This window comes from Streptomyces halobius, assembly GCF_023277745.1.
Lineage (GTDB): Bacteria > Actinomycetota > Actinomycetes > Streptomycetales > Streptomycetaceae > Streptomyces > Streptomyces halobius.
Map to the genome: position 1 here is coordinate 3,814,103 of NZ_CP086322.1, position 23,145 is coordinate 3,837,247.

A 23,145-nucleotide genomic window follows, 5' to 3' on the forward strand; every position below is an offset into this window, starting at 1 on the left:
ATGACGGATGGGGGGCTCTCCTGTCTCTGGATTTCGCCGGGTGGCCGACTTTACTGATCTTTCCTGGTGCTTGCTCCGCCTGCCCGAAGAGAGTGGAGCAAGGGACCAAGGCAGCGCCTACCAAGCCAGTCGGTGTTCGTGTGCGTACCGCCGATTCGGACATCAAAAGGCCCCCTCCGCTGGAAGGGGGCCTCAGTGCTTGCTCTGGTCAGAGGTGGTTTTCAGCGGATCAACCGGCTGACTTGCGGTACTTGCGGACTGCGAGCGTGCGGAAGAGCGCGATGATCAGCAACGACCACAGCACCGAAGCGAGTACCGGATGCTGCATGGGCCAGGCGTCCGGCACCGGATATTTCGGCGGTAGGTTCCCGAACAGGTCGCGGCAGGCCATGACCGTTGCGCTGAACGGGTTCCAGTCCGCGATGGTCTGAAGGAACGAGGGCATGTTCTCCGACGGCACGAACGCGTTGGAGATGAACGTCAGCGGGAAGAGCCAGATCAGCCCGCCGGACGTGGCCGCCTCGGGCGTACGCACCGTGAGGCCGATCAGCGCGCCGATCCACGAGAAGGCGTAGCCCAGCAGGAGCAGCAGCGCGAATCCGGCCAGCACCCCGGCGATGTTCTCGTGGGTGCGCCAGCCGACCAGGACGGCGACGACCGCCAGCACCACCAGCGTCAGCGTGATCTGCACGAGGTCAGCCAGAGTCCGCCCCGTGAGCACCGCGCCACGGGACATCGGCAGCGACCGGAACCGGTCGATCAGGCCCTTGTGCATATCGTCCGCGATGCCCGCGCCCGCTCCGGCCGTGGCGAACGTGACGGTCTGCGCGAAGATACCCGCCATCAGGAATTCTCGGTATCCGGAGGGGCTGAGGCCCGCACCTGGGACGTTGATGGAGCCGCCGAACACATAGCTGAACAGCACCACGAACATGATCGGCTGGACAAGCCCGAAAATCACCACCTCGGGAATCCGGGCCATGCGAATCACATTCCGCCGGGCGATGACCAGCGAGTCTCTGATCGACTGGCCAACGCCGCCGATGGGTCGGGGGGCCGCGTGCTGTCCGGTATGGGATACGGCGCTCACTTCTCCTGCTCCTTCCAGGCGGCGGACCGCCGGGCGCCCGAGTTGAAACCTAGCTGAGACGGGCGAGCACGATTCGGAATGCGCAGCATCCGGATCAGATTGCGCTTGGCGACGACCAGGGAGTCGCGTACGGACCGGCTGATGCCGCCGCGTGCCTGCGGGGTCCGGCGGGGGGCGTCTGCCGCCTCGGTCACCGTGGTCACTTCACAGCCTCCTTCTCCCGGCCGCCCGCGCCCCGACCGCCCGTAAGGCTCTCGCCGCCGGCCCCGTTCTCGTCCTCCGCCTCGGCGGCGTGCCCGGTCAGCGAGATGAAGACGTCGTCCAGGGTCGGGCGGCGCAGCCCGATGTCGTCTATCTCCACGCCGCGGCCGTCCAGTTCGCGGATGACCTCGGCGAGCAGCTTGGCGCCGCCGGCCACCGGGACCGTCAGCTTGCGGGTGTGCGGGTCGATCGTGCCCTCGCCCTTGCCGAAGCCGCGCAGGACCTGCTCGGCGACGGGGATGTCCTCGGCGACGTGCACCACGACCTCCACGCGTTCGCCGCCGGTGCGGGCCTTGAGCTGGTCGGAGGTGCCGCGGGCGATGACCTTCCCGTGGTCGACGACGCAGATGTCGTGCGCGAGGCGGTCGGCCTCCTCCAGGTACTGGGTGGTGAGCAGCAGGGTGGTGCCGCCCGCGACCAGTTCCTGGATGACGTCCCACAGCGCCTGGCGGTTGCGCGGGTCCAGGCCGGTGGTCGGCTCGTCCATGAACATCACGGGCGGGCTGACGACCAGCGCCGCCGCGAGGTCGAGGCGGCGGCGCATGCCTCCGGAGTACGTCTTGGCGGGGCGGTCGGCGGCGTCGGAGAGATGGAAGCGCTCCAGCAGCTCACCCGCCCGCCGCTTCGCGTCCCGTCCCCTCATCTGGTAGAGCTGGCCGACCATCATGAGGTTCTCGCGGCCGGTCAAGTACTCGTCCACGGCGGCGAACTGACCGGAGAGGCCGATCGAGCGGCGCACCCGGTCGGGGTGCGCGAGGACGTCGATACCGGCGACCACCGCCCTGCCGTGGTCCGGCTGGAGCAGGGTCGTCAGGACCCGTACGGCGGTGGTCTTGCCGGCACCGTTCGGGCCGAGCATTCCGAGGACGGTTCCTTCGGGAACGTCGAGATCGACACCGTCCAGTGCCCTCACATCGCCGAAGGTCTTCACCAGACCTTCGGCGTAAATGGCGCCTGGCATGTGGGTACTCCCGTGGCTTGGGTGATTTCCAGGTGTTGAATCTTACGTTTAGCGGTCAAGGACCGTGTTGCAGGTAAATGTCCAGATCCGAAATGGAACGCCACACGGCAGCAGGCCGCGAGCGCGAGGGTACTCCAGACGCGATACATCGCGACACTGATTTTCCGGGATTCCGGGAGGGGCAGTGGGGAGACCGCGGGAGGGAAGGCGGGGACTGTTCCGGGAGGGCTCGCCCGTACTCCTCCCCACGCCCCCTCCCACGGCTCACTCCGTGAACAAGTAGCCCGCGTCGCGCAGCGCCGCGCTCACCTCGACGCAGTGCTCAGGCCCCTTGGTCTCCAGGTGCAGCTCCACCTCGACCTCGGTCAGCCCGAGACGCGGATCGGTACGCACATGCCCGATGTCGAGGACGTTCGCGTCGACGACGGACAGAATGCCCAGCAGGTTCGCCAGCGCCCCCGGCCGGTCGGTCAGCCGCAGCCGCAGAGAGAGATAGCGGCCCGCGGCGGCCATGCCGTGCCGCAGGATGCGCTGCAGCAGCAGCGGATCGACGTTGCCGCCGGACAGTACCGCAACGACCGGCCCATGGAAGGATTTCGGGTCGGACAGCAACGCCGCCACCGGGCTCGCCCCGGCCGGCTCCACCACCATCTTCGCCCGCTCAAGACACAGCAGCAGCGCGCTGGACAGCTCGTCCTCGGAGACCGTACGGACGTCGTCCACCAGGTCCTCGATGATCCCGAACGGCACATCGCCGGGCCGCCCCACCTTGATGCCGTCCGCCATCGTCGACAGCCCGTCGACCGCCACCGGACGCCCGGCCGCAAGCGAGGGCGGATAGCAGGCCGCACCCGCCGCCTGCACCCCGATGACCTGTACATCCGGGCGCAGCGTCTTCACCGCCAGCGCGATGCCCGCCGCCAGGCCGCCGCCGCCGATCCCCACGACGATGGTGCGCACCTCCGGGCACTGTTCGAGGATCTCCAGGCCGACGGTGCCCTGGCCCGCGATGATGTCGTGGTGGTCGAAGGGGTGGATGAAGACCGCGCCCGTGTTCCGCGCGTACTCCTCGGCGGCGGCCAGCGTCTCGTCCACGACATGGCCGTGCAGCCGCACTTCGGCGCCGTAGTCGCGGGTCGCGGAGACCTTCGGCAGCGGCGCGCCGACCGGCATGAACACCGTCGAGTGCACATCCAGCAGGGACGCCGCCAGCGCCACGCCCTGCGCATGGTTGCCCGCACTCGCGGCGACCACGCCCTTCTCCCGCTCCTCCGGCGAGAGCCCGGCGATCCGTACGTAGGCACCGCGGATCTTGAAGGAGCCGGTGCGCTGGAGGTTCTCGCACTTGAGGTGCACCGGGCCGCCGACCAGCCCGGACAGATAACGGCTGCCCTCCAGGGGGGTGGCCCGGGAGACACCGGAGAGCATCTTGTGCGCCGCACGAACGTCATCGACCGTGATCGTGGGGAGCGCGGCAGCGGCGGTCTCCTGTGACGTGTGAGGCGTGTGATCGGCCATGCCGCCAGTCTCGCAGTTCGTCCGCGTTACGGCCTTTCCGTCCCGACGGGCGGACACCCGGGCCGCTACCGGGGCCGGGTCTCGGGCCGCTCACGGGGCGTTATCGGATTGCGCAGCGCCGGTACGGTCCGCGCCGGGGCCGCGTACTCTGTCCTCCAATCCGTACGCATCCCATGAAGCGAGCACCCGGCCATGCCCACCTCTTCGGACATGACGACCCACACCGACCCCGCTCTTCTCGACGCACTGCAGCACCAAGTGGCCGTCTTCGCCCGCCGCGCAGAACAGAGTCGGCTCGGCGGCGTCGGGCAGGCGCGCAACTCCATGGACCGCGCCGCCTATCTGCTGCTCAACCGCCTGGACCAGGAAGGGCCGATGGGCGTCAAGGCGCTCGCCGCCGGTATGGGCATCGACTCCTCGACGGTCACCCGGCAGGTCGCCCCGCTGGTCGACTCCGGGCTGGTCAGCCGCGCCACGCACCCCGAGGACGGCCGGGCCGTGGTCCTTCAGCTGTCCGAGCGCGGCCACTCCCGCCTGGAAGAGGTACGAGCCTCGCGCCGCGCGCTGATGGCCATGGTGACGGAGGACTGGTCCGAGGAGGAGCGGGACGCGTTCTGCACACTCCTGACGCGCTTCAACACCTCGCTCGCCACCGTCGCCACGTCACTGGGGGCGGTGGGCCCGGCGGGAGCGGTGTCCTGACGACGGGGGCCCGGCGGCGCGGCAGGAGCGCCGGGCGTCCTGGGGCCGACAGGCCCGGTCCGGCACGGTTGGGGGTCGTGGCCGCGCCGTGCATCTCCCCGATCGCCGACCCACACCACCCCTCCCTTGGAGGGGTGGTGAACGGGCCCCAGGACTGACTGGCCCCAAGACCTAAGAACCCCAGAAGGGCCCAAGGGCCTCAGAGGAGCGGACAACGGGCCTCAGATGACCTGACGGGTCAGCCCAGCGCCTGGTTGAGGTCGGCCACCAGGTCGTCCACGGACTCGATGCCGACCGACAGCCGTACGAGGTCGGCCGGGACCTCCAGCGCGGAACCGGCCGCCGAGGCATGCGTCATCCGCCCCGGGTGCTCGATCAGCGACTCGACGCCGCCCAGCGACTCGCCCAGGGTGAACAGCCGCGCCCGGTTGCAGACCTCCACAGCCGCCTGCTCACCGCCCGCGACCTGGAACGACACCATGCCGCCGAAGGACCGCATCTGCTTGGCGGCGACCTCGTGCCCCGGGTGCTCGGCCAGCCCCGGGTAGTAGACGCGGGTCACCTTGTTGTGCGAGACCAGCAGATCCGCGATCCGGGCCGCGTTGGCGCTGTGCCGGTCCATCCGTACGGACAGCGTCTTGATGCCGCGCATCACCAGCCAGGCGTCGAACGGTCCGGCGACCGCGCCCATCGCGTTCTGGTGGTAGGCGAGCTCCTCCCCGAGCGCGTCGTCACCGACGACCAGGGCGCCGCCGACCACGTCCGAGTGCCCGCCCATGTACTTGGTCGTGGAGTAGACCACCACATCCGCGCCGAGGGCCAGCGGCTGCTGGAGGTAGGGGCTGGCGAAGGTGTTGTCGACGACGAGCCGGACGCCGGCGTCCCGGGCGACACCGGCCAGCGCCGTGATGTCGCTGATGCCGAGCAGGGGGTTGCTGGGCGTCTCCACCCAGATCGCCTTCGTACGGGGCCGCAGCTCGGCGCGTACCGCCTGCGGGTCGGAGGTGTCGGCGACCGACCACTCCACGCCCCACCGCTGGACGACCTTGGCGAACAGCCGGAACGTGCCGCCGTAGGCGTCGTTCGGGATGATCACGTGATCGCCGGGGACGAGCAGGGTGCGCAGCAGGCAGTCCTCGGCCGCCAGGCCGGAGGCGAAGGCCAGACCGCGCCGGCCGCCGTCCAGGGCGGCGAGGTTTTCCTCCAGGGCGGTACGGGTCGGATTGGCGCTGCGGCTGTACTCATAGCCGCCGCGCAGCCCGCCGACACCGTCCTGCTTGTATGTGGAGACCTGATAGATGGGCGGAACCACCGCACCCGTGGCCGGGTCGGCTTCCTGACCTGCGTGGATCGCGAGGGTTTCGAAGTGCTGGTGGGCCTGATCGCATTCGTCGCTCATGCCTGACGAGGGTAGCCGCCCGCGGCGTCTCCGGAACTTTCTGGTTCGCTGGATAGTGGATACATACGAAGAAGGCTCCGACGACGCTCCGACAGCGCTCCGACGAAGTTCCGAGGACGCTCCGACGACGTTCCCGGGACCGCTCCAAGGGACAATGCGAGGGGCCCCTGAGGAGCGAGCGCCCCGAACACCTCCCGACACCCGCCATGACCACCCCGGCCGCTACCACCACTCCCACTACACCGCCCGGCCCTCCGACAGGGACACACCACATGGACGCTCTGCTGGTTCTCTTCGCCGCGATCACGCTCGGCGGCTTCGTCTTCCTGCCCTGGATGCGGCGCCGACGGGCCGCCCAGCAAGCCCGGGAGGGCCTGGTGGTGGCCTCCAACCCGATGGCGGGCTATGGCTTCGTACCGCTCGACGAGCTCGACGTCCGCCTGCCCGGCCCCGACGAGGAGCTCGAACACGCGCTGGCCGAGATGCGCCGTACGCACGACTGGCGTCCGGCGGCCGAGCTGCTGAAGTCCACCGGCGACAACTGGGAGCTGCGCTGGCAGCGGGTGCAGACGCTGGCCGGGGCCGCCGCGTTCGAGCTGGCCCAGGAGTCGGCGGAGCAGGGCGGCCCGGACGGCGGACGGACGACGCACGGCGCGGACGGCGGGCACCGGACCGGCGGCATCTGGCTGCGCACCTGGCGCAACGAGGCCCCCAAGGACCCGGGCGGCGCCCAGACCCACGCCCAGTTCCTCGTCGTCCAGGCCCTGCGCGCCCCGGACTCCCAGGACTTCCGCATGATCCTCGAAGAGGCCCGTACGGTCTGCCAGGAGGCGGCGCTGCTGGCCCCCGGCAGTCCCATCCCGTACATCACCGAGCTGGCCGTCGCCCGTGGCCTGGGTGACCGGAAGGCCGATTACGAGGCGCTCTGGTCGAAGGTCGTGCAGCGCGCTCCGCACCACATGGGCGCGCACCTCGCCGCGCTGCCGTACTGGTCGGAGAAGTGGCACGGCTCCCGCCAGGAGGCCGAAGCGTTCGCCGAGCGCGCGGCGGCCGCCGCACCCGCCAAGTCGCTTCTCCCCGCGCTCCCCCTCTTCGCGGTCTACGAGCACCTCCCCGAGGCCAACATGGTCCGCAGCCTCTACCAGAGCGCTGTCGTGGAACGCGCCATCGAAGCCGCCCACTTCGCGCTCCGCGAGGCCCCCGAAGACCACCCCGTGGCACCCCACGTCCGCCACCTCCTCGTCTGGTTCCTGGTTCGCGCGGAACGCTACGCCGAGGCCATGGAACAGCTCCGCCTCGTCGACGGCCACGTAGGCGCCGTCCCGTGGTCCTACGGCCGCAGCCCCGCCGCCGAATACGCCGCATACCGCGCCCAGGCCGTCGCCGGCTGGGAACAGCTGGGCGGCACGTCGGCGGGCTTCCCGCCGCCGGGCCAGTAGACGGACAGGGCCTCGAACGGCGCGTCGTACCGGTACGCCCTCGAACAGCGCGTCGTACGGGTACGCCCTCGAACGACGGGCACACGCTCGGACGGCACGTCGTACGGCCGTCGACTCGCGGCCCGCGGTTCACGGCCCGCCGGAATACCACCCCCGTCCCCGACGTTTCCTCCAGCGACAATCCCCGCGTCTCCCCTTCCCCTGTTCCCTCCCCCTTCCTCCCCTCCTCCCTCCCTGGAGCCCGATCCCATGCCGTTCTCCCGCTTCGAGACCCACCTCCCCTCCCCCGAAGAAGCGCTGAAGGGCCGCGCCGAGCGGGACTTCACCGTCCCCGAGCGGCACACCGTCCTCGGCAACCCGCTGCTCGGCCCGTACCCGGAGGGCTTGGAGATCGCCGACTTCGGTCTGGGCTGTTTCTGGGGCGCCGAGCGGAAGTTCTGGCAGACGGACGGCGTCTGGACCACACTCGTCGGCTACCAGGGCGGCCACACCCCCAACCCCACCTACGAAGAGGTCTGCAGCGGCCACACCGGCCACACCGAGGCCGTCCGCGTCGTCCACGACCCGTCCCGCGTCTCCTACGCCGCCCTCCTCAAGCTCTTCTGGGAGTCCCACGACCCCACCCAGGGCTTCCGCCAGGGCAACGACACCGGCACGCAGTACCGCTCCGCCATCTACACCCACTCCCCCGCCCAGCAGCAGGCCGCGGAAGCCTCCCGCACCGCCTACCAGTCCGTCCTGAATTCCTCCGGCTACGGCGAAATCACCACCGAAATCCTCCCGGCGGACGCGAACCGCCCCTTCTATCCGGCCGAGGGCTATCACCAGCAGTACCTCGACAAGAACCCGGCGGGGTATTGCGGGATCGGGGGGACGGGGGTGAGCTGCCCTGTGGGTGTCGCCCCTGCGGAGGGATGAGAAGCGCGGGACATCCGCACTGACGGAGGCTCGAAGCGGGCTCAACTGCCGGAGTGCACGTGGGCGGGCGAGACCGCAGTACACGAACGGCCCGCAACGTGAGGGCCCAGGACGTGGAACCGGGCGGTGCCGTGCGGCGGCCGGGGCCATCGGCCGGGCGGGCGCGGGCCGTTGAGGTTCAACGCACGGCGCTATGACCGCTGTCATGTATAGCTGCGCCGCTCGCAGTCCGAATGGTCCCGGCCTCGAAGTAGCCATCACGAGGTGGTCGAATTCGATCTCGCCGGACCATGAGCTGAGATTCCCGGAGCTCGATCACCTCGGTCGGCATGGTTGCCAAGTCCGTTTGTCCTGGGTGCCGTTGCCCCACAACCATCATCCCGAACACCGCCGAAGGCGTCACCCCCGAGCATTAGAATCGTCCGCGAGGTGAGTGGAGCCCGTGGACATATCCAAGCTGCCCAACCCCTACGACCACAGCAATCCCGTCAGCAACGCCGCGCTCTTCGCCGGGCGGAACGCCGAGATCGCCTGCATCGCGTACCAGCTCGACCAGGCCGGGCTGGACCGGCCGCCGGTCTATATCGCGGTCCACGGCCAGCGGGGCGCCGGCAAGACCAGTCTGCTGAACCGTACGGACGACCTGGCCCGGGAGCGCGGGCTGCTGCCGGTCCGGGTCACGCTCGTCCCCGGTGACGCCACCCCGTCGGCGTTCTACCGCAAGGTCTACGAGGAGCTGATCGCGGCCGTCACGGAGGAGGGCGGTGGGGAGGGCGGGAAGGAAGGCGGCGCGCTGAATGTGTCCGGCGGCGCGGTCACGCCGGCGAAGGTCCGGCGGGTGTTCTCCGGCGCCGCCCCGGAGGACGGCTTCCCCCTGGAGTTCCCCGAGGCGCTGGCGCTGTCGGAGCCCGGTGGTCCGGTGTCCGAGGCCGCGCTCCGGGCCGATCTCCGCTATGTCGTACGGGCCCTCGGCCGGCCGATCGCGCTGCTCATCGACGAGGCCCAGCTGGTCGCCGGGCATGAGGAGGTGCTGTCCGTCCTCCGCGCGCTCGGGACCCGGCTCAACGGTTTCGTCTTCGTACTGGCCGGCACGTCCAGCCTGCTCACCCGGATCACCGAGGTCTTCTCGCCGCTCCTCCGGCAGTTCAAAGAGATCAAGGTCGAGCGGTTCGTCGAGTCGGAGGACATCAGCAACTGCATGCTGCTGCCCCTGCGGGAGTTAGGGCTGAACGCCGACTCCTTCCCCGACTTCAACCGGTCGCAGTCGGAACTGCTCCACCTCACCGACGGGAATCCGTACGAGATCCAGCTCTACTGCCATGAGATGTTCGCCCAGTGGCAGCGGGACGAGACCATGGGTATGGCGCTCACCGCGGAGATGCTCGAAGACGTCCGGTCGCGGATGGACCGGATGGATCGGACGGACCGGGTGGGAGCCGGGCGGGAGGTCCACGACCGCCGGCTGATCCGGTCGGTGAAGAAGCTGTCACCGGAGCGGCTGCACGCCTTCAACATCCTCAGCTCCGCGCTCGACCACGCGACCGTGGACGAGCTCTGGTTCGCCTACAACGTGGTCGGGCAGCCGTCGATCACCAGAGAGCTCCTCGACCAGTGCCGTGCGGAACTGATCGCGGACGGCGCGATCGACGCGTCCGAGGTCGTCCGGCTGTCCCAGGAGACGGAGCTGTTCGACGACATCTACGTCCGGCTGTGGACCATCAACAAGCTGGGACGGCAGGCACACCCCCAGCTCATGGGCCGTGGCGATTTCCACGGTCTGCTCGCCAGGCGGCTCGGCTGCCTGCTCGACGACATCGTGTGCGAGCCCGCCCGGATTCTTCAGACCTGCTGTCCGAAGATGCGGGAAGCCACCCTCAACAGAGCGCTCTTCGCCCTGGAGAGCCTCGCGGACAAGGGCGCCGACTCCGTACCGCACGCCACGCAGTACGTGCACGAGGCCATTCTCCGCACGGGCATCCCGGCCGCACTCGACATCACCACGGTCACCTGCGCCTACGGCGGCACCACCGTCGTCCAGTGGCTCTACTCGGCGGACGCCGACGACTTCCGCTTCGAACACACACCGGGCTTCCTCACAACGGCCCGCCGGATCGCCGCGCTCGGCGGGGAGCTGACGGCCGACCGGACCCGGTTGCCCCTGAAGCCCTGGCCGAGGATCAGCGAGTGGCTGCGGCTGTCCACCGGAGCGGTGCGCGCCGCCCTCGCGCAGAACCATCTCGCCGCTTCCTACGGAGCGTACGGCGACGGTGACCGGAGCGGGGCACGCACGCATCTGGCCACGGCCTTCGAGCTGAACCCGGGATGGGAGCCCGCCAACAACATCCTGTACATCTCCCTGGCCGCCGGTGAGCCCGGCATCGCCCTTGAGTGGGCCGGCCGGGCGATGGAACTGGCGCGGCACCCCAAGGACAAGGCGCTCAGCCGGTACAACGCGGCGATGGCCTATCTGCTGCAGGGCGACCGGGAGACGGCGGGCCGCCAACTTGCCCTGGCGGCCGAGCACTTGGCGCCACTGGCGTACAGCGATTGCGAGATCCAGTATCTGCTGACGCCGCAGATGGTGAGCGGGGCGGGTGGCTGCAGGACGGCGTTCGGCGGGGCGGGGGACGGGGGGGTCGGCGGGGCGGCCGATGGCACGGTCACACTCAGGGAGGACTCCGATGTGGATCTCGCGGCCGCGATCGAGCGGGCGCGGGCGACGGCCGGGCCGACGGGCACGGGCGCGGGGGACGCACCTGCATCCGCCCCCGCGGCCGCATCCACCCCCGCATCCGCACTCGCGCCCGCATCCGCGCACGGGACACCCGAGGCTCGCAAGGCCCCCCACGCACACGAGTCCCCTGCCGCACACATGTCCCCTGCCGCGCGCGATCCACGCCCACCCACCGTTCTCGTCGTCGCCACCGAGTGGTGGTCCGCACACGGGGGCCTCAGCACCTTCAACCGGGACCTGTGCAAGGCGCTCGCCGCCGCCGGGGCGCAGGTGTACTGCGTGGTGCTCGCTGCCGGCGAACGCGAGATCGCCGCCGCCGAGCGCCACAACGTCACCCTGCTCTGCGCGCCCTCGACGCCCGGCGCACCGGAATACGTCCAACTGACCCGCCGTCCGCAACTGCCCGGGGGAACCGTCCCCGATCTCGTCATCGGGCACAGCCGGATCACCGGCCCGGCCGCCGCGGTCCAGGTTTCCGACTTCTTCCCGCAGGCCAGGGGCCGCTGCGCTCGGGCTGAGCCCCACGTCGTCGGCTGTCCCGCCGTGAGGGTTGCGCCTGCGGCGGGCGTCCGCTGCGCTGTGCCTGAGCCGACATCCTTCACTGTCCCGCCGTTGCACCTGCGGTGAGCTGTCGCCGCTGCGCGGGGCTGTTCGGCAGCGGCGCCGGACCTCCGGACTCCGTCCTGCGGACCGGCACCTCCCGAAGGGGTGGGAAGAAGACCGGTGGGGGCCATGTAGCCGGTCATGTGCACCCTGTGGCCCCGGACACAGACACCCGACAGACCACATGGGGCCCCACCGGCCCCCTCCACCCACCGTCGGGAGGGGAACGGGCCGCAGGACGGAGTCCGGAGGCCCGTCACCGCACCCGAAAAACCCACGCCCGCCGCAGGCGAACCCCTCACGGCGGGAAACCGAAAACGTCGGGCGCAGGCCCGCCGCAGGCGAACCCCAGTCGGCGAAGCTCAGCGCAGCGCGCTGCCCCCCACCCACTGCGACCAGTCCATGTTCCAGCCGTTCAGCCCGTTGTCCGGCTGGATGGTCTTGTCGTCGGAGTTGACCACCTCGACGACATCGCCGAGCTGCGAGTGGTTGAAGAACCAGGAGCCGTCCGTGGAGGCGTCACCGGCCCCCTTGACGTCGGCCAGGCCGATGCAGCCGTGGCTGGTGTTGGCCTTGCCGAAGATGCCCTTGCCCCAGTAGTTGCCGTGGATGAAGGTGCCGGAGGTCGACAGGCGCATGGCGTGCGGGACATCGGCGATGTCGTATTCGCCCTTGCCGTCCTTCTTCGTGAAGCCGACGGTGGAGCCGTCCATGCGGGTCTGCTTGAACTTCTCCGAGATCACCATCCGGCCGTTGTAGGTCGGGTTCTCCTCGCCGCCGGCCGAGATCGGGATCGTCTTGATGACCCGGCCGTCGCGGACCACGGTCATCTGGCGGGTCTTGGCGTCGACGGTGCTGACCTGTGAGTGGCCGATGTTGAAGGTGACGGTCTTGTCCTGGATGCCCTTGACGCCCGGCGACGCCTCGACGTCGTCGAGGTTCAGGTCCAGGGTGACCTTGGAGTTCGCCTTCCAGTAGGTCTTGGGGCGGAAGTCCAGCCGGCTGTTGTCGAACCAGTGGCCGATGACCTTCTGGTTGCTGCTCGACGCGACCTTGATCGCCGACTCGACGGCCCGCTTGTTCGTCACCGGCTTGTCGAAGTTGATCGACACCGGCATGCCGACGCCGACGGTCGAGCCGTCCTCCGGCGTGAAGTTGCCGATGAAGCTGCTCAGCGGGGAGACGGTGGTGAAGGTGGAGTTCTCCACCGCCTTACGGCCCTTGGAGTCCACCGCATGCGCGGTGATCTTGTACTTGGTCGCACGGGCCAGGGACTCATTGGGCGTCCAGGAGGTGCCGTCGGCCGACAGGGTGCCGTCGATGGTCTGCTTCGACGCGGCGGCGGCCGTGACCGAGGTCATGGTCACGTCGGTCAGCTTGCCACCACTGACCGTGACCTTGGCATCACGGTGGATGCCCGCATCGGGTGTGCCGTCCTCCGGAGCAATGGTGATCTCGGCTTCCGAGGAGTCCTTCGCGGCCGCTTCGTCCACCTGCCGCTGGGCCTGCTGGTCTCCTGCGCGAGCATCACTACGGGTGGCGGCATTGCCCCCACAAGCGCTGACGGTGAGTACACCCCCGAGCAGCGCGGCGCCGGCTATGAGGCCCTTGCGGCGCTTGCGGTCCGTCATCAAGACATCTCCATTGCTACCGATGGCGAAAGTCCCCGAGTTCTCTGTGCGGGCGCGACCCTTCCGGCCTGCGCCGACGTCTGACGCAGCCGTGCCGGCCGCCGACGTTGTGAACCCATGTTCCGATTCGTCCCTTCCGTTCCTCTACAAAATGTGGGGAAGGACACCTATTACCCACGTAACAGACCCCCGCACGGCAGGACGCCGTGCGGGGGGCGCGGACAACGGATTGTGGGCTGCGGACAGGGACTGTGGCGTGCGGACAGGGTCTGCGGGAGGAGCGGGGCGCGAGTGCGCGACGCCGCCTCGGCCGGTGCGGATGCGGGTCGGTCGGACCTCCTCTTCAGACCTCCTCTGCGGCGTCGTCGGCGAGATCCCACTCCGCCGCGTCCCAGTCGGCGTCCGGGTCGTAGTCGGGCATCTCCTCACTGCTCCATGACGCCTGCGCGAGTGCGGCGCCCGGGACGGTGGCGACGAGGTCGAACGGGTCGACGAGGTACGCGAGCGCCTCCGCCGGATCCTCCCTGACCGTGTCCACGGCCTGTCGCCGCTCTTCGTCGGGGAGGGACGGGTCGCCGCCGATGTGGTCGAGGGCGGCGCCGGTCAGCCGGTCGACGTCGGTGACCTCCATCACCAATTCGACATGAAGCCTTACAAAACGTGATGACTCGCCATTGCTCATAGCACGGAGCTAAGCACCTACAGGTCCCGACTTCCCCGCGACCCGCTGCGATCATTAACATCTGCGGTCAACGGCCAATTCGCCCAGCCCATAGGGGGATCGTTCGGTGACCGCACGACGACCGCTGCTGACCGCCACTGTCGCGGGAACGGTGTTGTTCGCCCTGTGGTTCGTACCGTCCGCGAATGCGTTTGTGGAAGCGGACCGGCCGGGCCGCCCGGACAGCGGAACAGAGGGCTCCGGCAGCCGGCCCGCCGCCACGGACGCGGCCGGGCCCGGCGACACCGGCACCGGCACCAGCACGGACGGCGGCACCCCGCGACGCCTCCTCGCCGACACCGGCAGCCCGAACACCACGCCGTACATGATCGGCGGCGCCGCCTGCCTGGCCCTCGGCGCGGGGCTCGTCGCCTTCTCCGTCCGCCGCACCCGCGACGAGACCGGCTGAGACGGCACCGGCTGAGACGAGGCCGTCGGGGACGGGACGCCTGAGACGGACCGCCGACGGAAGTGGCGCACGCCCGCAGCCGAACGCACACCGGGCACGGGCCGGGCATACCGCGCCCGCCCCACGCCCGGACCGTTCGGGCCGGCCCCCGACGAACACAACGCCCCCGGACGGGACCGACTCCCCACCGAAGCCGGCCCCCGACGCGCGGGCCCCACCACACAGGCAGCTCCCCCTCCGCGCGCTCCCTCTTACACCAGCTCCCCTACACCAGCTCCCCGGTCACCGACTCCACCGCCTCGACCAGCTTCCCGGCCCGTACGAACGCGTACGCGCCCTCCAGGTCCGGCGCCAAAAAGCGGTCCTCGCCCGGCCCCTCTATGCCCGAGGCGCGCACCGCGTCCAGCACCGCGCGGGTGGCCGGAGCCGGCGTCAGCCCGTCGCGCAGCTCGATCGCCCGGGTCGCCGCGTAGAGCTCGACGGCGAGGATCCGGGTGAGGTTGTCGACGGCGGTGCGGAGCTTGCGGGCCGCGGACCAGCCCATGGAGACATGGTCCTCCTGCATGGCGGAGGACGGGATGGAGTCCACGGAGGCCGGGGCCGCCAGCCGCTTCAGCTCACTGACCAGCGCGGCCTGCGTGTACTGGGCGATCATGAGGCCGGAGTCGACGCCCGGGTCCCCGGCCAGGAAGGCGGGCAGCCCGTGCGAGCGGTTCTTGTCCAGGAGGCGGTCGGTACGGCGCTCCGCGATGGAGCCGAGGTCGGCCGCGGCGATGGCGAGGAAGTCCAGGGCGTACGCGACCGGGGCCCCGTGGAAATTGCCGTTCGACTCCACCCGGCCGTCAGGAAGCACCACCGGGTTGTCGACCGCGGACGCCAGCTCGCGGTCGGCGACCAGCCGGGCGTGCGCGAGGGTGTCCCGGCCGGCCCCCGCGACCTGTGGGGCACAGCGGATCGAGTAGGCGTCCTGGACGCGCGGTGCGTCGTCCTGGTGATGGCCGGTGAGGCCCGAACCGGTCAGCACCTTCAGCATGTTGGCGGCCGAGGCGGCCTGGCCGGGGTGCGGGCGGATGGCGTGCAGCTCGGACGCGAGGACCCTGTCCGTGCCGAGCAGCGCCTCCAGGGAGAGCGCGGCCGTGATGTCCGCGGAGGTGAACAGCCGGGCGAGGTCGGCGCAGGCCATCACCAGCATGCCGAGCATGCCGTCGGTGCCGTTGAGGAGCGCCAGCCCCTCCTTCTCGCGCAGCTCGACGGGCGCGATGCCGTGCGCGGCCAGCAGCTCGCCGGCCGGCCGTACGACGCCGTCGGGGCCCTCGGCGTCCCCCTCGCCCATCAGGGTCAGCGCGCAGTGCGAGAGCGGCGCCAGATCGCCGGAGCAGCCGAGCGAGCCGTATTCGTGCACGACGGGGGTGATGCCGGCGTTGAGGATCGCGGTCATCGTCTCGACGACGAGCGGGCGGACACCGGTGTGCCCGGAGGCGAGGGTCTTCAGACGCAGGAACATCAGGGCGCGGACCACCTCGCTCTCGACCCGCGGGCCCATGCCGGCCGCGTGCGAGCGCACGATGTTGCGCTGGAGCTGGGCGCGCAGCTCGGGGCTGATGTGGCGTACGGCCAGGGCGCCGAAGCCGGTGGAGACGCCGTAGACGGGTTCCGGCTTGGCGGCGAGCTCGTCGATGAAGGCGCGGGCGCGGGCGACGGCGGCGAGGGCCTCTGCGGACAGCTCGATCCGAGCCGCGCCACGGGCCACCGCGATGACGTCCGCTGCGGTTGTGCCGGACGTCCCCAGCACCACAGTGTGCATATCCATATTCAGGCACCCTAGAGACTGAATCACCGGATGTCACCACCGGATTTGCGGGTCACCCCTTACCAGAGTGCGCGCAAGCATCCCGACCAGAGTGCGCACAGAGACCGCGATCTCACCTCCGGAAGCTCCGGCGCTCCGGACCCGTCCGCGGCTCGGGGGAGTCCGCGAGCCGTACGACCGGGTCCTCGTCCGGGCCGCCCGCCCGGCCGGCGACCACCGGCCCACCCGCCCGCGCCGCCTTGGCCCGGTACTGGGCCGCGTCCGCGAGCCGGAAGAGCCGACGGGCGGTGTGCACCGGGCCGATCGGGTCGCCGGTCGAGGCGACCCCGACCGAGACCCCCTCACCGAGGTCCAACTCCCCCGCGCGGTCGCACAGTTCACCGGCCACCTTGACGACCGCGTCGGACGGCGGGCCGACCGCCAGCAGACAGAACTCGTCCCCGCCGAGCCGGGCCGCGAGGGCGCCGGGCAGTATCGCGCCGCACAACGACAGCACCGAACCGAACCGCTCCAGCAGCCGGTCCCCGACGGCGTGGCCACGCGAGTCGTTCACCCGCTTCAGCCCGTTGAGATCGCACACCACGAGGCTGACCACCACGCCGTCCCTGCGGTGCAGCTCCAGCGCCTCGTCCAGCCGCATGTCGACGGCCCGCCGGTTGGCGAGGCCGGTCAGCGCATCGGTGAAGGCGAGTCGGCGTGCCTCCGCGAGCCGCTCGGTCTGCGCGATCCCGGCGGCCGTCACCGCGGCCAGCACGGTCGCGAAATCGGTGTCCGCCCGGTCGAAGACCGGCTCACCGATCCGCCGCGCCACATACAGCTCGCCCCACGCCCGGCCGTGCAGCACGATCGGCGCGACGACACAGCAGCCGCGGCCCCGGCGGCGCAGCGCGGCCACCCGCTGATGGTTGTAGCAGTGCTCCCCGGGCGGACCGTCGGCCGTCTCCACCCAGGCATTGGGGTCGCCGCCGCCGGCCCACCGCTCGTGCAGGAACCCGACGATCTCCGGGAACTCGTGCACCGGATACAGCTCGTCGTCCGGGAACTCCTGCTCGTCCGGGCTGAGTTCACCGACATTCACCAGCACCCGCAGCTTGCCCAGCTCGCGCTCCCACTTCGAAATCGCCGCGAACGCGCCCCCGAGCGCCTGCCGCACCCCCTGCGCCGCAGCCTGTGCCGATTCCCGCAGGGTGTGGGCGGCCGCCATCGCCTGCGCCAGCTCCACCACGGCCCGCAGCCTCGCATCGCCCTCGCCCGTCACCGGATCCTCCGCTGCGCTTCGCCTTCGCCGACTTGGTTCCCGCCGTGTCCGACTGCCCCGCCGTAGGGGCGGTGCCGCCGCCGCGGCGGACCTGCCCCGTTTTCGACTATGCCGCACATTGTGCCCGCGGTGCGTCCGCTGCGCTTGGCCTGTGCCCCACGTTGTCGCTGTCCCACTGTGAGGGTTGCGCCTGCGGCGGGCCTGCGCCGACGTCTTTGACTGTCCCGCCGTTGCTCCCCCACTGCCTGAGCGGCGTGGGAGGCACCCCCACGCAGTGGGCTGTGCCCACTGTGCGGGGCTGTTCGGCAGCGGTTCCGGCCCTCCGGGCTCCGTCCTGCGGGCCGGCACCTCCCGAGGGGGTGGGAAGAAGATCGGTGAGGGTGCACGTAGTCGGTTGTGTGCACCTTGTGGACGCGATCACAGACACATGACAGATCACATGTGCCCCCACCGGCCTTTCTCCCCCCACCGTCGAGGATGGGGGTACCTCCCATGCCGTTCAGGCTATGGGGGAGGGCCTCAGGACGTCCGGAGGCCCGTCACCGCAACCGAAAAACCCACGCCCGCCGCAGGCGCAACCGAGCCGGGCCGACGCTACGCGCCCGGCCACTCCGGATCCCGCCGCTCATTGAAAGCGGCCACCCCTTCCGCACGATCCCCCGAAAACGCCACGCTGCGCCAAGCGCCGTCCTCCAGGTCCAGTCCCGCTCGCAGGTCAAGACCATGCCCGAGCCGCAGGGCCCGCTTCGCCGCCCGGAGTCCGACCGGTGAGTTTCGTGCGATCCGGCCCGCCAGGGCCAGCCCCTCCGTGCGGTCCTGGCCGTCCGCCACCAGCTGGTCCACCAGGCCCAGCTCCGCGGCCTCGGCCGCCGGTACCCGGCGCGCGGTGAAGATCAGCTCGGCCGCCCTGGCCGCACCCACCCGGCGCGGCAGCAGCTGGGTGCCCCCGCCGCCGGGGATGACGCCCACCGAGACCTCCGGCAGGCCCACCACCGCGGTGCCGTCCGCGACGATCAGGTCGCAGGCCAGCGCCAGCTCGAAGCCGCCGCCCAGGGCGAAACCGTGCACCGCGGCGATGGTGGGCACCGGCAGCTCCAGTACGCCGGTGTACGCGGCGCGGGTGTGCGGGCGCTGGCGCATCAGGTCGGCGTCCGTGAAGGAGTTGCGCTCCTTGAGGTCGGCGCCGACACAGAACGCCCGCTCGTGGGTGGAGGTGAGGACCACCGCCCGTACGGAGCGGTCCGCGGCCAGTTCCGCGCACGCCTGCGCCAGACTGTCGGCCATCGCCGTCGACACCGCGTTCATGGCCTTGGGCCGGTCCATGACGAGCTCCGCCACATAGCCGTGCCGGTCCACGCCGACCCACTCACCGAACCGCTCCATACCGCTCTCCCGGTTAACGATCGTTGACCTGACGGAACGGGATCATTCCAGGTATCCGGCCGTCGCGACAGGAGGGCAGCGGGAACAGGAACAGAAGGGAAGGAGGGAACAGAAGGCAAGAGGGCGGGGGAACAGCAACGGGAGCCAGAGAAAACGGAGAACAGCAGGCGGCAGCCGATCCCCCCTCAGCTACGCCGGCTCAGCAACCACGGCTCGATCACACCGAGACCCCGCACCGGCCGCTGCCACATCGGCTGCAGCGCGAAGCGGTAGGCGGGCGGCGGGCCGCCGGTGCCCTCCTCGGCGGCCTTTTCCGCGGCCGCGGCGTCCGCCTCGGAGACCGGTGCGTCGCCCGTGCGGCCCAGCTCTTCGGCGAATGCCTCGTCCACCAGCACGGTGTCCTTCGGCGCTATCGAGGTGAGCCGGCTGGCGAGGTTGACGGTGGTGCCGAAGACGTCGCCCATGCGGGTCGTGACGGTGCCGAAGGCGATGCCGACCCGCAACTCCGGCATCGTCTCGTCGTGCGTCATCGTCTCGATCAGGCGCAGCCCGATCTCCGCCGCGATGCCGACGTCGTCGGCGGAGAAGAGCACCTCGTCGCCGAGGGTCTTGATCAGCCGGCCGCCGTGCGCGGCCACCAGGTCGGCGGCGGTGGTCTCGAACGCCTCGACCAGCTCGCCCAGTTCCTCCTCTTCGAGGCGGCGGGTGAGCCGGGTGAAGCCCACGAGGTCCGCGAAGCCGACGGCGAGGCGGCGGTTGATCATCTCGGCGTCGTCCTGGGCCTGGACGACCCGGCCGGTCGCCGCGGCGAGCTGCCGCCGCCAGACGTAGATCAGGAACTCCTCCAGCTCGGGCAGGAGCAGTTCGACGAGCGGGTAGGTGATCTCGGTGCGGGTCAGGCCGGAGTCCTGGGGTTCGGTCAGCCCCTCCAGGAAGGAGTCGATCTGCCAGTCGGCGAGGCGGGCGGTGGTCTGGCCGGTGGAGCGGGCGACCTGCACCGCCATCGCCTCGCTCAGCAGCCCGGCCTCGACCAGGCCCGCGAGGCGGCGCAGGGCCAGGACGTCGGCCTCGGTGAGCGCCTTGACCTGGCCGATGTCGGCGAAGCCCATGGCGCGCCAGAAGCGGGCCGCGAGGTCCATCGAGACGCCGGCGCTGCGGGCCGCCTGGAACGGCGTGTAGCGGCGGTCGGCGCCGAGGATGAGTTGTTCGAGGCGCAGGGCGATGCTGTGGTCGTCGCCGCCTTCCGCCGCCCCTGCTGGGTCGCCGGTCGTGGGGGCGTCGACGTCGACGTGGTCGTCCGTGCCCGTGTCGCGCGGAGCAGCGCCCGAGTCGTCCGCGGTCACCGGTCGCTCCCTGTCCGATCCCTGCGCACTGCCCTTCCGATCACTGCTCGCCCATAGCCCGCTCCCTGGCGGGACCGCCTCAACGATACGGCAGGTGTGCTCTGGCTCACTCTCACATGTCGGCTCTGACCACGGAAGAGGTCTTGACGTTCGTCCAGGCGCGGCGGGCGCATACGGCGGCGGGCCGGACAGCGGCCCCGCTCCGGCGCCGCCCCGCGCGGGGCCCGTCGAGTGGGCCAGGGCCGTGGGCCCGGCCGTGCCCTACCGGGCGGGCCCCCTACCCGGCCTCATCCCGCCTCCCCCGCGTCCGCCGCCCGCAGATGCACGATGTCGCCCGCCGCGATCGGCCGCTGGACGCCGCCGGCGGTCGCTACGACGAGCCGGCCGTCGCCGTCGATGGCCACCGCCTCGCCGACGATCTCCGTATCGCCGGGGAGTTCGGCGCGTACGGAGCGGCCCAGGGTGGCGCAGCCCGTCGCGTATGCCTCCAGGAGGCCGCTCGCCGCGGGTTCGCCGTCGACCGCCTGCCACTCGCGGTACCAGTGTTCAAGGGAGCGGAGGACGGCCCGGAGCAGGATGTCGCGGTCGGTGCTGCGGGCGCCGGCCAGGGTGAGCGACCCCGCGGTGGGCACCGGGAGTTCGTCCTCGCTGAGGGTGACGTTGAGGCCGATGCCGATGACCACGCCCTGGCCGGCCCGTTCGGCGAGGATGCCGCCGGCCTTGCGTTCCGCGCCGCCGACGATGACCAGCAGATCGTTGGGCCACTTGAGGGCGGTGTCGACGCCCGCTTCGCGGGAGAGCGCGGCGGCGGTGGCGACTCCGGTGAGCAGCGGCAGCCAGCCCCAGCGCGCCATCGGGACGCGGGGGGTGAGGTAGACGGAGAAGAAGAGGCCGGAGCGGGGCGGCGCCGACCAGTGGCGGTCGAGGCGGCCGCGGCCCGCCGACTGCTCCTCGGCCACGAGGACGGCGCCCTCGGCGGCGGTCCCCTCGGCGGCCCGTTCCGCCAGGTCGGTGTTGGTGGAGCCGGTCGCGGCGACGACGTCGAGCGCCGACCAGAGCGATCCGGGGCGCAGCATCCCCCGGCGCAGGGAGTGCTCGTTCAGCGGCGGGCGGGCGAGGTCGGTCCAGCGCCCGGCGCGGGCGGATCCGGAGCCGGGGCGGCCCGCGGACCGGCCCTCCGCGTCCGCGCTTTTGTCCCGGTTTTTTGGTGGTTGAGGCGTCATGGGACCAGCCTAGATGTGGTCAACGACGCAGTGCCGCTGAGCAGTCCCGCCGATACGCTACGAAGCGGTAGCCAACCCGTACCACCCCCAGTACGAGCACCAGTCCAGGACGAGCAGGAGCCGCATCCCGATGTCCGAGCCACATATCCACACCACCGCGGGCAAGCTTGCGGATCTGCAGCGACGGGTCGAGGAGGCCACCCACGCGGGCTCCTCCCGCGCGGTGGAAAAGCAGCACGCCAAGGGCAAGTTGACGGCGCGTGAGCGCATCGAGCTGCTGCTCGACGCGGGCTCCTTCGTCGAGCTGGACGAGTTCGCCCGGCACCGCTCGACCGACTTCGGCATGGAGCAGAACCGCCCGTACGGCGACGGTGTGGTCACCGGCTACGGCACCGTCGACGGCCGCCCGGTGGCGGTCTTCTCCCAGGACTTCACGGTCTTCGGCGGCGCGCTCGGCGGGGTCTTCGGCGAGAAGATCGTCAAGGTCATGGACTTCGCACTGAAGAACGGCTGTCCGGTCATCGGCATCAACGACTCCGGCGGCGCCCGCATCCAGGAGGGCGTGGTCTCGCTGGGCGCGTACGGCGAGATCTTCCGCCGCAACACCCATGCCTCCGGCGTGATCCCGCAGATCTCGCTGATCGTCGGCCCGTGCGCGGGCGGTGCGGTCTACTCCCCCGCCATCACCGACTTCACGGTCATGGTCGACCAGACCTCGCACATGTTCATCACCGGGCCCGACGTCATCAAGACCGTCACCGGTGAGGACGTGGGCTTCGAGGAGCTGGGCGGCGCCCGTACGCACAACACCACGTCCGGTGTGGCGCACCACATGGCGGGTGACGAGAAGGACGCCATCGACTACGTCAAGGCGCTGCTGTCCTATCTGCCGTCCAACAATCTCTCCGATCCGCCGGCCTTCCCCGAGGAGGCCGATCTGGAGACCTCGGACTACGACCGTGAGCTGGACGCCCTGATCCCGGACTCCGCGAACCAGCCCTATGACATGCACACCGCGATCGAGCATGTGCTGGACGACGGGGAGTTCCTGGAGACCCAGGCGCTGTTCGCGCCGAACATCCTCACCGGCTTCGGACGGGTCGAGGGCCACTCGGTGGGCATCATCGCCAACCAGCCGATGCAGTTCGCCGGGATCCTCGACATCAAGGCGTCCGAGAAGGCCGCGCGGTTCGTCCGCACCTGCGACGCGTACAACGTCCCCGTCGTGACGTTCGTGGACGTCCCGGGCTTCCTGCCGGGCACGGACCAGGAGTACGAGGGCATCATCCGGCGCGGCGCCAAGCTGATCTACGCCTATGCCGAGGCGACCGTCCCGCTGATCACCGTCATCACCCGCAAGGCGTTCGGCGGCGCGTACGACGTCATGGGCTCCAAGCACCTGGGCGCGGACCTCAACCTCGCCTGGCCGACCGCGCAGATCGCCGTCATGGGCGCGCAGGGCGCGGTCAACATCCTGCACCGCCGCACGCTCGCCGCGATCGAGGACCCGGCCGCGCAGGACGCCAGGCGGCAGGAGCTGATCCAGGAGTACGAGAACACCCTGCTCAACCCGTACGTCGCGGCCGAGCGCGGCTATGTCGACGCGGTGATCATGCCGTCCGAGACCCGCCGCCATATCGTCCGCGGTCTGCGCACCCTGCGGAACAAGCGCGAGACGCTGCCCCCGAAGAAGCACGGCAACATTCCGCTCTGACCCGCCGTGTCCCAGCGGAATCCCCGCT

18 protein-coding genes are annotated in these 23,145 nt (G+C 70.7%); 6 read left to right on the forward strand and 12 right to left on the reverse strand.

What is annotated here, in order from left to right; translation table 11 throughout:
- Positions 1 to 229 precede the first annotated feature (229 nt).
- From K9S39_RS17300 to ilvA, 4 genes are all read right to left on the reverse strand, one after another.
- Entirely contained in the window at positions 230 to 1,090 is an 861-nt protein-coding gene (locus K9S39_RS17300; protein ID WP_248864263.1) for an ABC transporter permease, read from the reverse strand.
- Positions 1,087 to 1,293: a hypothetical protein gene (locus K9S39_RS17305; RefSeq protein WP_248864264.1), complete on the reverse strand. Its 207-nt coding sequence runs from the start codon at positions 1,291 to 1,293 to the stop codon at positions 1,087 to 1,089. The genes K9S39_RS17300 and K9S39_RS17305 overlap by 4 nt, the downstream gene beginning before the upstream one ends.
- Complete coding sequence (locus K9S39_RS17310; protein WP_248864265.1) at positions 1,290 to 2,312, reverse strand: ATP-binding cassette domain-containing protein; 1,023 nt, start codon at positions 2,310 to 2,312, stop codon at positions 1,290 to 1,292. Before K9S39_RS17310 ends, K9S39_RS17305 begins: the two co-directional genes overlap by 4 nt.
- Before the next feature lie 264 nt (positions 2,313 to 2,576).
- Complete coding sequence (ilvA, locus tag K9S39_RS17315; protein ID WP_248864266.1) at positions 2,577 to 3,830, reverse strand: threonine ammonia-lyase; 1,254 nt, start codon at positions 3,828 to 3,830, stop codon at positions 2,577 to 2,579.
- 192 nt (positions 3,831 to 4,022) lie between these two features.
- On the opposite strand from ilvA, the gene K9S39_RS17320 reads away from it, so the two are divergent.
- Positions 4,023 to 4,532, forward strand: coding sequence for a MarR family winged helix-turn-helix transcriptional regulator (locus tag K9S39_RS17320; protein ID WP_248864267.1), 510 nt, complete (start codon positions 4,023 to 4,025; stop codon positions 4,530 to 4,532).
- A gap of 238 nt (positions 4,533 to 4,770) precedes the next feature.
- Here K9S39_RS17320 and K9S39_RS17325 read toward each other — a convergent pair whose 3' ends face one another.
- Positions 4,771 to 5,931: a cystathionine gamma-synthase gene (locus K9S39_RS17325; RefSeq protein ID WP_248864268.1), complete on the reverse strand. Its 1,161-nt coding sequence runs from the start codon at positions 5,929 to 5,931 to the stop codon at positions 4,771 to 4,773.
- Between the two features lie 272 nt (positions 5,932 to 6,203).
- Between K9S39_RS17325 and K9S39_RS17330 the strand changes: the two genes are divergently transcribed.
- The 3 genes from K9S39_RS17330 to K9S39_RS17340 all read left to right on the forward strand — a co-directional run bounded on the left by K9S39_RS17330 (position 6,204) and on the right by K9S39_RS17340 (position 11,649).
- A complete protein-coding gene (locus K9S39_RS17330; protein WP_248864269.1) occupies positions 6,204 to 7,370 on the forward strand; it encodes a hypothetical protein in 1,167 nt (388 codons plus the stop codon).
- Between the two features lie 249 nt (positions 7,371 to 7,619).
- Positions 7,620 to 8,288 carry a peptide-methionine (S)-S-oxide reductase MsrA gene (gene msrA, locus K9S39_RS17335; RefSeq protein WP_248864270.1) on the forward strand — a complete coding sequence of 223 codons (669 nt, stop codon included), beginning with the start codon at positions 7,620 to 7,622 and terminating at the stop codon, positions 8,286 to 8,288.
- A 442-nt stretch (positions 8,289 to 8,730) separates the two neighbouring features.
- Positions 8,731 to 11,649 (forward strand): AAA family ATPase, encoded by a 2,919-nt coding sequence (locus tag K9S39_RS17340; protein WP_248864271.1) that lies wholly within the window; start codon positions 8,731 to 8,733, stop codon positions 11,647 to 11,649.
- Between the two features lie 338 nt (positions 11,650 to 11,987).
- On the opposite strand, the gene K9S39_RS17345 is transcribed toward K9S39_RS17340, so the two are convergent.
- Positions 11,988 to 13,256, reverse strand: coding sequence for a L,D-transpeptidase (locus K9S39_RS17345; protein WP_248864272.1), 1,269 nt, complete (start codon positions 13,254 to 13,256; stop codon positions 11,988 to 11,990).
- A 343-nt stretch (positions 13,257 to 13,599) separates the two neighbouring features.
- Entirely contained in the window at positions 13,600 to 13,887 is a 288-nt protein-coding gene (locus K9S39_RS17350) for a hypothetical protein (protein WP_248864273.1), read from the reverse strand.
- 157 nt (positions 13,888 to 14,044) lie between these two features.
- On the opposite strand from K9S39_RS17350, the gene K9S39_RS17355 reads away from it, so the two are divergent.
- The gene (locus K9S39_RS17355) at positions 14,045 to 14,386 is read left to right on the forward strand and encodes an LAETG motif-containing sortase-dependent surface protein (RefSeq protein ID WP_248864274.1); all 342 of its coding nucleotides are present in this window, start codon (positions 14,045 to 14,047) and stop codon (positions 14,384 to 14,386) included.
- Positions 14,387 to 14,651: 265 nt separating this feature from the next.
- On the opposite strand, the gene hutH is transcribed toward K9S39_RS17355, so the two are convergent.
- From hutH to K9S39_RS17380, 5 genes are all read right to left on the reverse strand, one after another.
- A complete protein-coding gene (hutH, locus tag K9S39_RS17360; protein ID WP_248864275.1) occupies positions 14,652 to 16,196 on the reverse strand; it encodes a histidine ammonia-lyase in 1,545 nt (514 codons plus the stop codon).
- Between the two features lie 112 nt (positions 16,197 to 16,308).
- Positions 16,309 to 17,400 (reverse strand): GGDEF domain-containing protein, encoded by a 1,092-nt coding sequence (locus K9S39_RS17365; protein WP_248868831.1) that lies wholly within the window; start codon positions 17,398 to 17,400, stop codon positions 16,309 to 16,311.
- A 648-nt stretch (positions 17,401 to 18,048) separates the two neighbouring features.
- Complete coding sequence (locus tag K9S39_RS17370; RefSeq protein ID WP_248864276.1) at positions 18,049 to 18,837, reverse strand: enoyl-CoA hydratase/isomerase family protein; 789 nt, start codon at positions 18,835 to 18,837, stop codon at positions 18,049 to 18,051.
- Between the two features lie 185 nt (positions 18,838 to 19,022).
- A complete protein-coding gene (locus K9S39_RS17375) occupies positions 19,023 to 20,180 on the reverse strand; it encodes an adenylate/guanylate cyclase domain-containing protein (RefSeq protein ID WP_248864277.1) in 1,158 nt (385 codons plus the stop codon).
- A 287-nt stretch (positions 20,181 to 20,467) separates the two neighbouring features.
- On the reverse strand, positions 20,468 to 21,403 hold the full coding sequence (locus K9S39_RS17380) for a biotin--[acetyl-CoA-carboxylase] ligase (RefSeq protein WP_248864278.1): 936 nt from the start codon (positions 21,401 to 21,403) through the stop codon (positions 20,468 to 20,470).
- A gap of 130 nt (positions 21,404 to 21,533) precedes the next feature.
- Here K9S39_RS17380 and K9S39_RS17385 point away from each other — a divergent pair, with 130 nt between their 5' ends.
- Positions 21,534 to 23,117, forward strand: coding sequence for an acyl-CoA carboxylase subunit beta (locus K9S39_RS17385; RefSeq protein ID WP_248864279.1), 1,584 nt, complete (start codon positions 21,534 to 21,536; stop codon positions 23,115 to 23,117).
- The last annotated feature ends 28 nt before the right edge of the window (positions 23,118 to 23,145 follow it).

What these genes read in the sequence shown, in the direction of transcription:
- K9S39_RS17310 (WP_248864265.1), bottom strand. Translation starts at nt 2,312, where the DNA reads ATGCCAGGCGCCATTTACGCCGAAGGTCTGGTGAAGACCTTCGGCGAT.
- K9S39_RS17350 (WP_248864273.1), bottom strand. Translation starts at nt 13,887, where the DNA reads ATGGAGGTCACCGACGTCGACCGGCTGACCGGCGCCGCCCTCGACCAC.
- msrA (WP_248864270.1), top strand. Translation starts at nt 7,620, where the DNA reads ATGCCGTTCTCCCGCTTCGAGACCCACCTCCCCTCCCCCGAAGAAGCG.
- ilvA (WP_248864266.1), bottom strand. Translation starts at nt 3,830, where the DNA reads ATGGCCGATCACACGCCTCACACGTCACAGGAGACCGCCGCTGCCGCG.
- hutH (WP_248864275.1), bottom strand. Translation starts at nt 16,196, where the DNA reads ATGGATATGCACACTGTGGTGCTGGGGACGTCCGGCACAACCGCAGCG.
- K9S39_RS17320 (WP_248864267.1), top strand. Translation starts at nt 4,023, where the DNA reads ATGCCCACCTCTTCGGACATGACGACCCACACCGACCCCGCTCTTCTC.
- K9S39_RS17325 (WP_248864268.1), bottom strand. Translation starts at nt 5,931, where the DNA reads ATGAGCGACGAATGCGATCAGGCCCACCAGCACTTCGAAACCCTCGCG.
- K9S39_RS17365 (WP_248868831.1), bottom strand. Translation starts at nt 17,400, where the DNA reads ATGGCGGCCGCCCACACCCTGCGGGAATCGGCACAGGCTGCGGCGCAG.
- K9S39_RS17370 (WP_248864276.1), bottom strand. Translation starts at nt 18,837, where the DNA reads ATGGAGCGGTTCGGTGAGTGGGTCGGCGTGGACCGGCACGGCTATGTG.
- K9S39_RS17380 (WP_248864278.1), bottom strand. Translation starts at nt 21,403, where the DNA reads ATGACGCCTCAACCACCAAAAAACCGGGACAAAAGCGCGGACGCGGAG.
- K9S39_RS17345 (WP_248864272.1), bottom strand. Translation starts at nt 13,256, where the DNA reads ATGACGGACCGCAAGCGCCGCAAGGGCCTCATAGCCGGCGCCGCGCTG.
- K9S39_RS17330 (WP_248864269.1), top strand. Translation starts at nt 6,204, where the DNA reads ATGGACGCTCTGCTGGTTCTCTTCGCCGCGATCACGCTCGGCGGCTTC.
- K9S39_RS17385 (WP_248864279.1), top strand. Translation starts at nt 21,534, where the DNA reads ATGTCCGAGCCACATATCCACACCACCGCGGGCAAGCTTGCGGATCTG.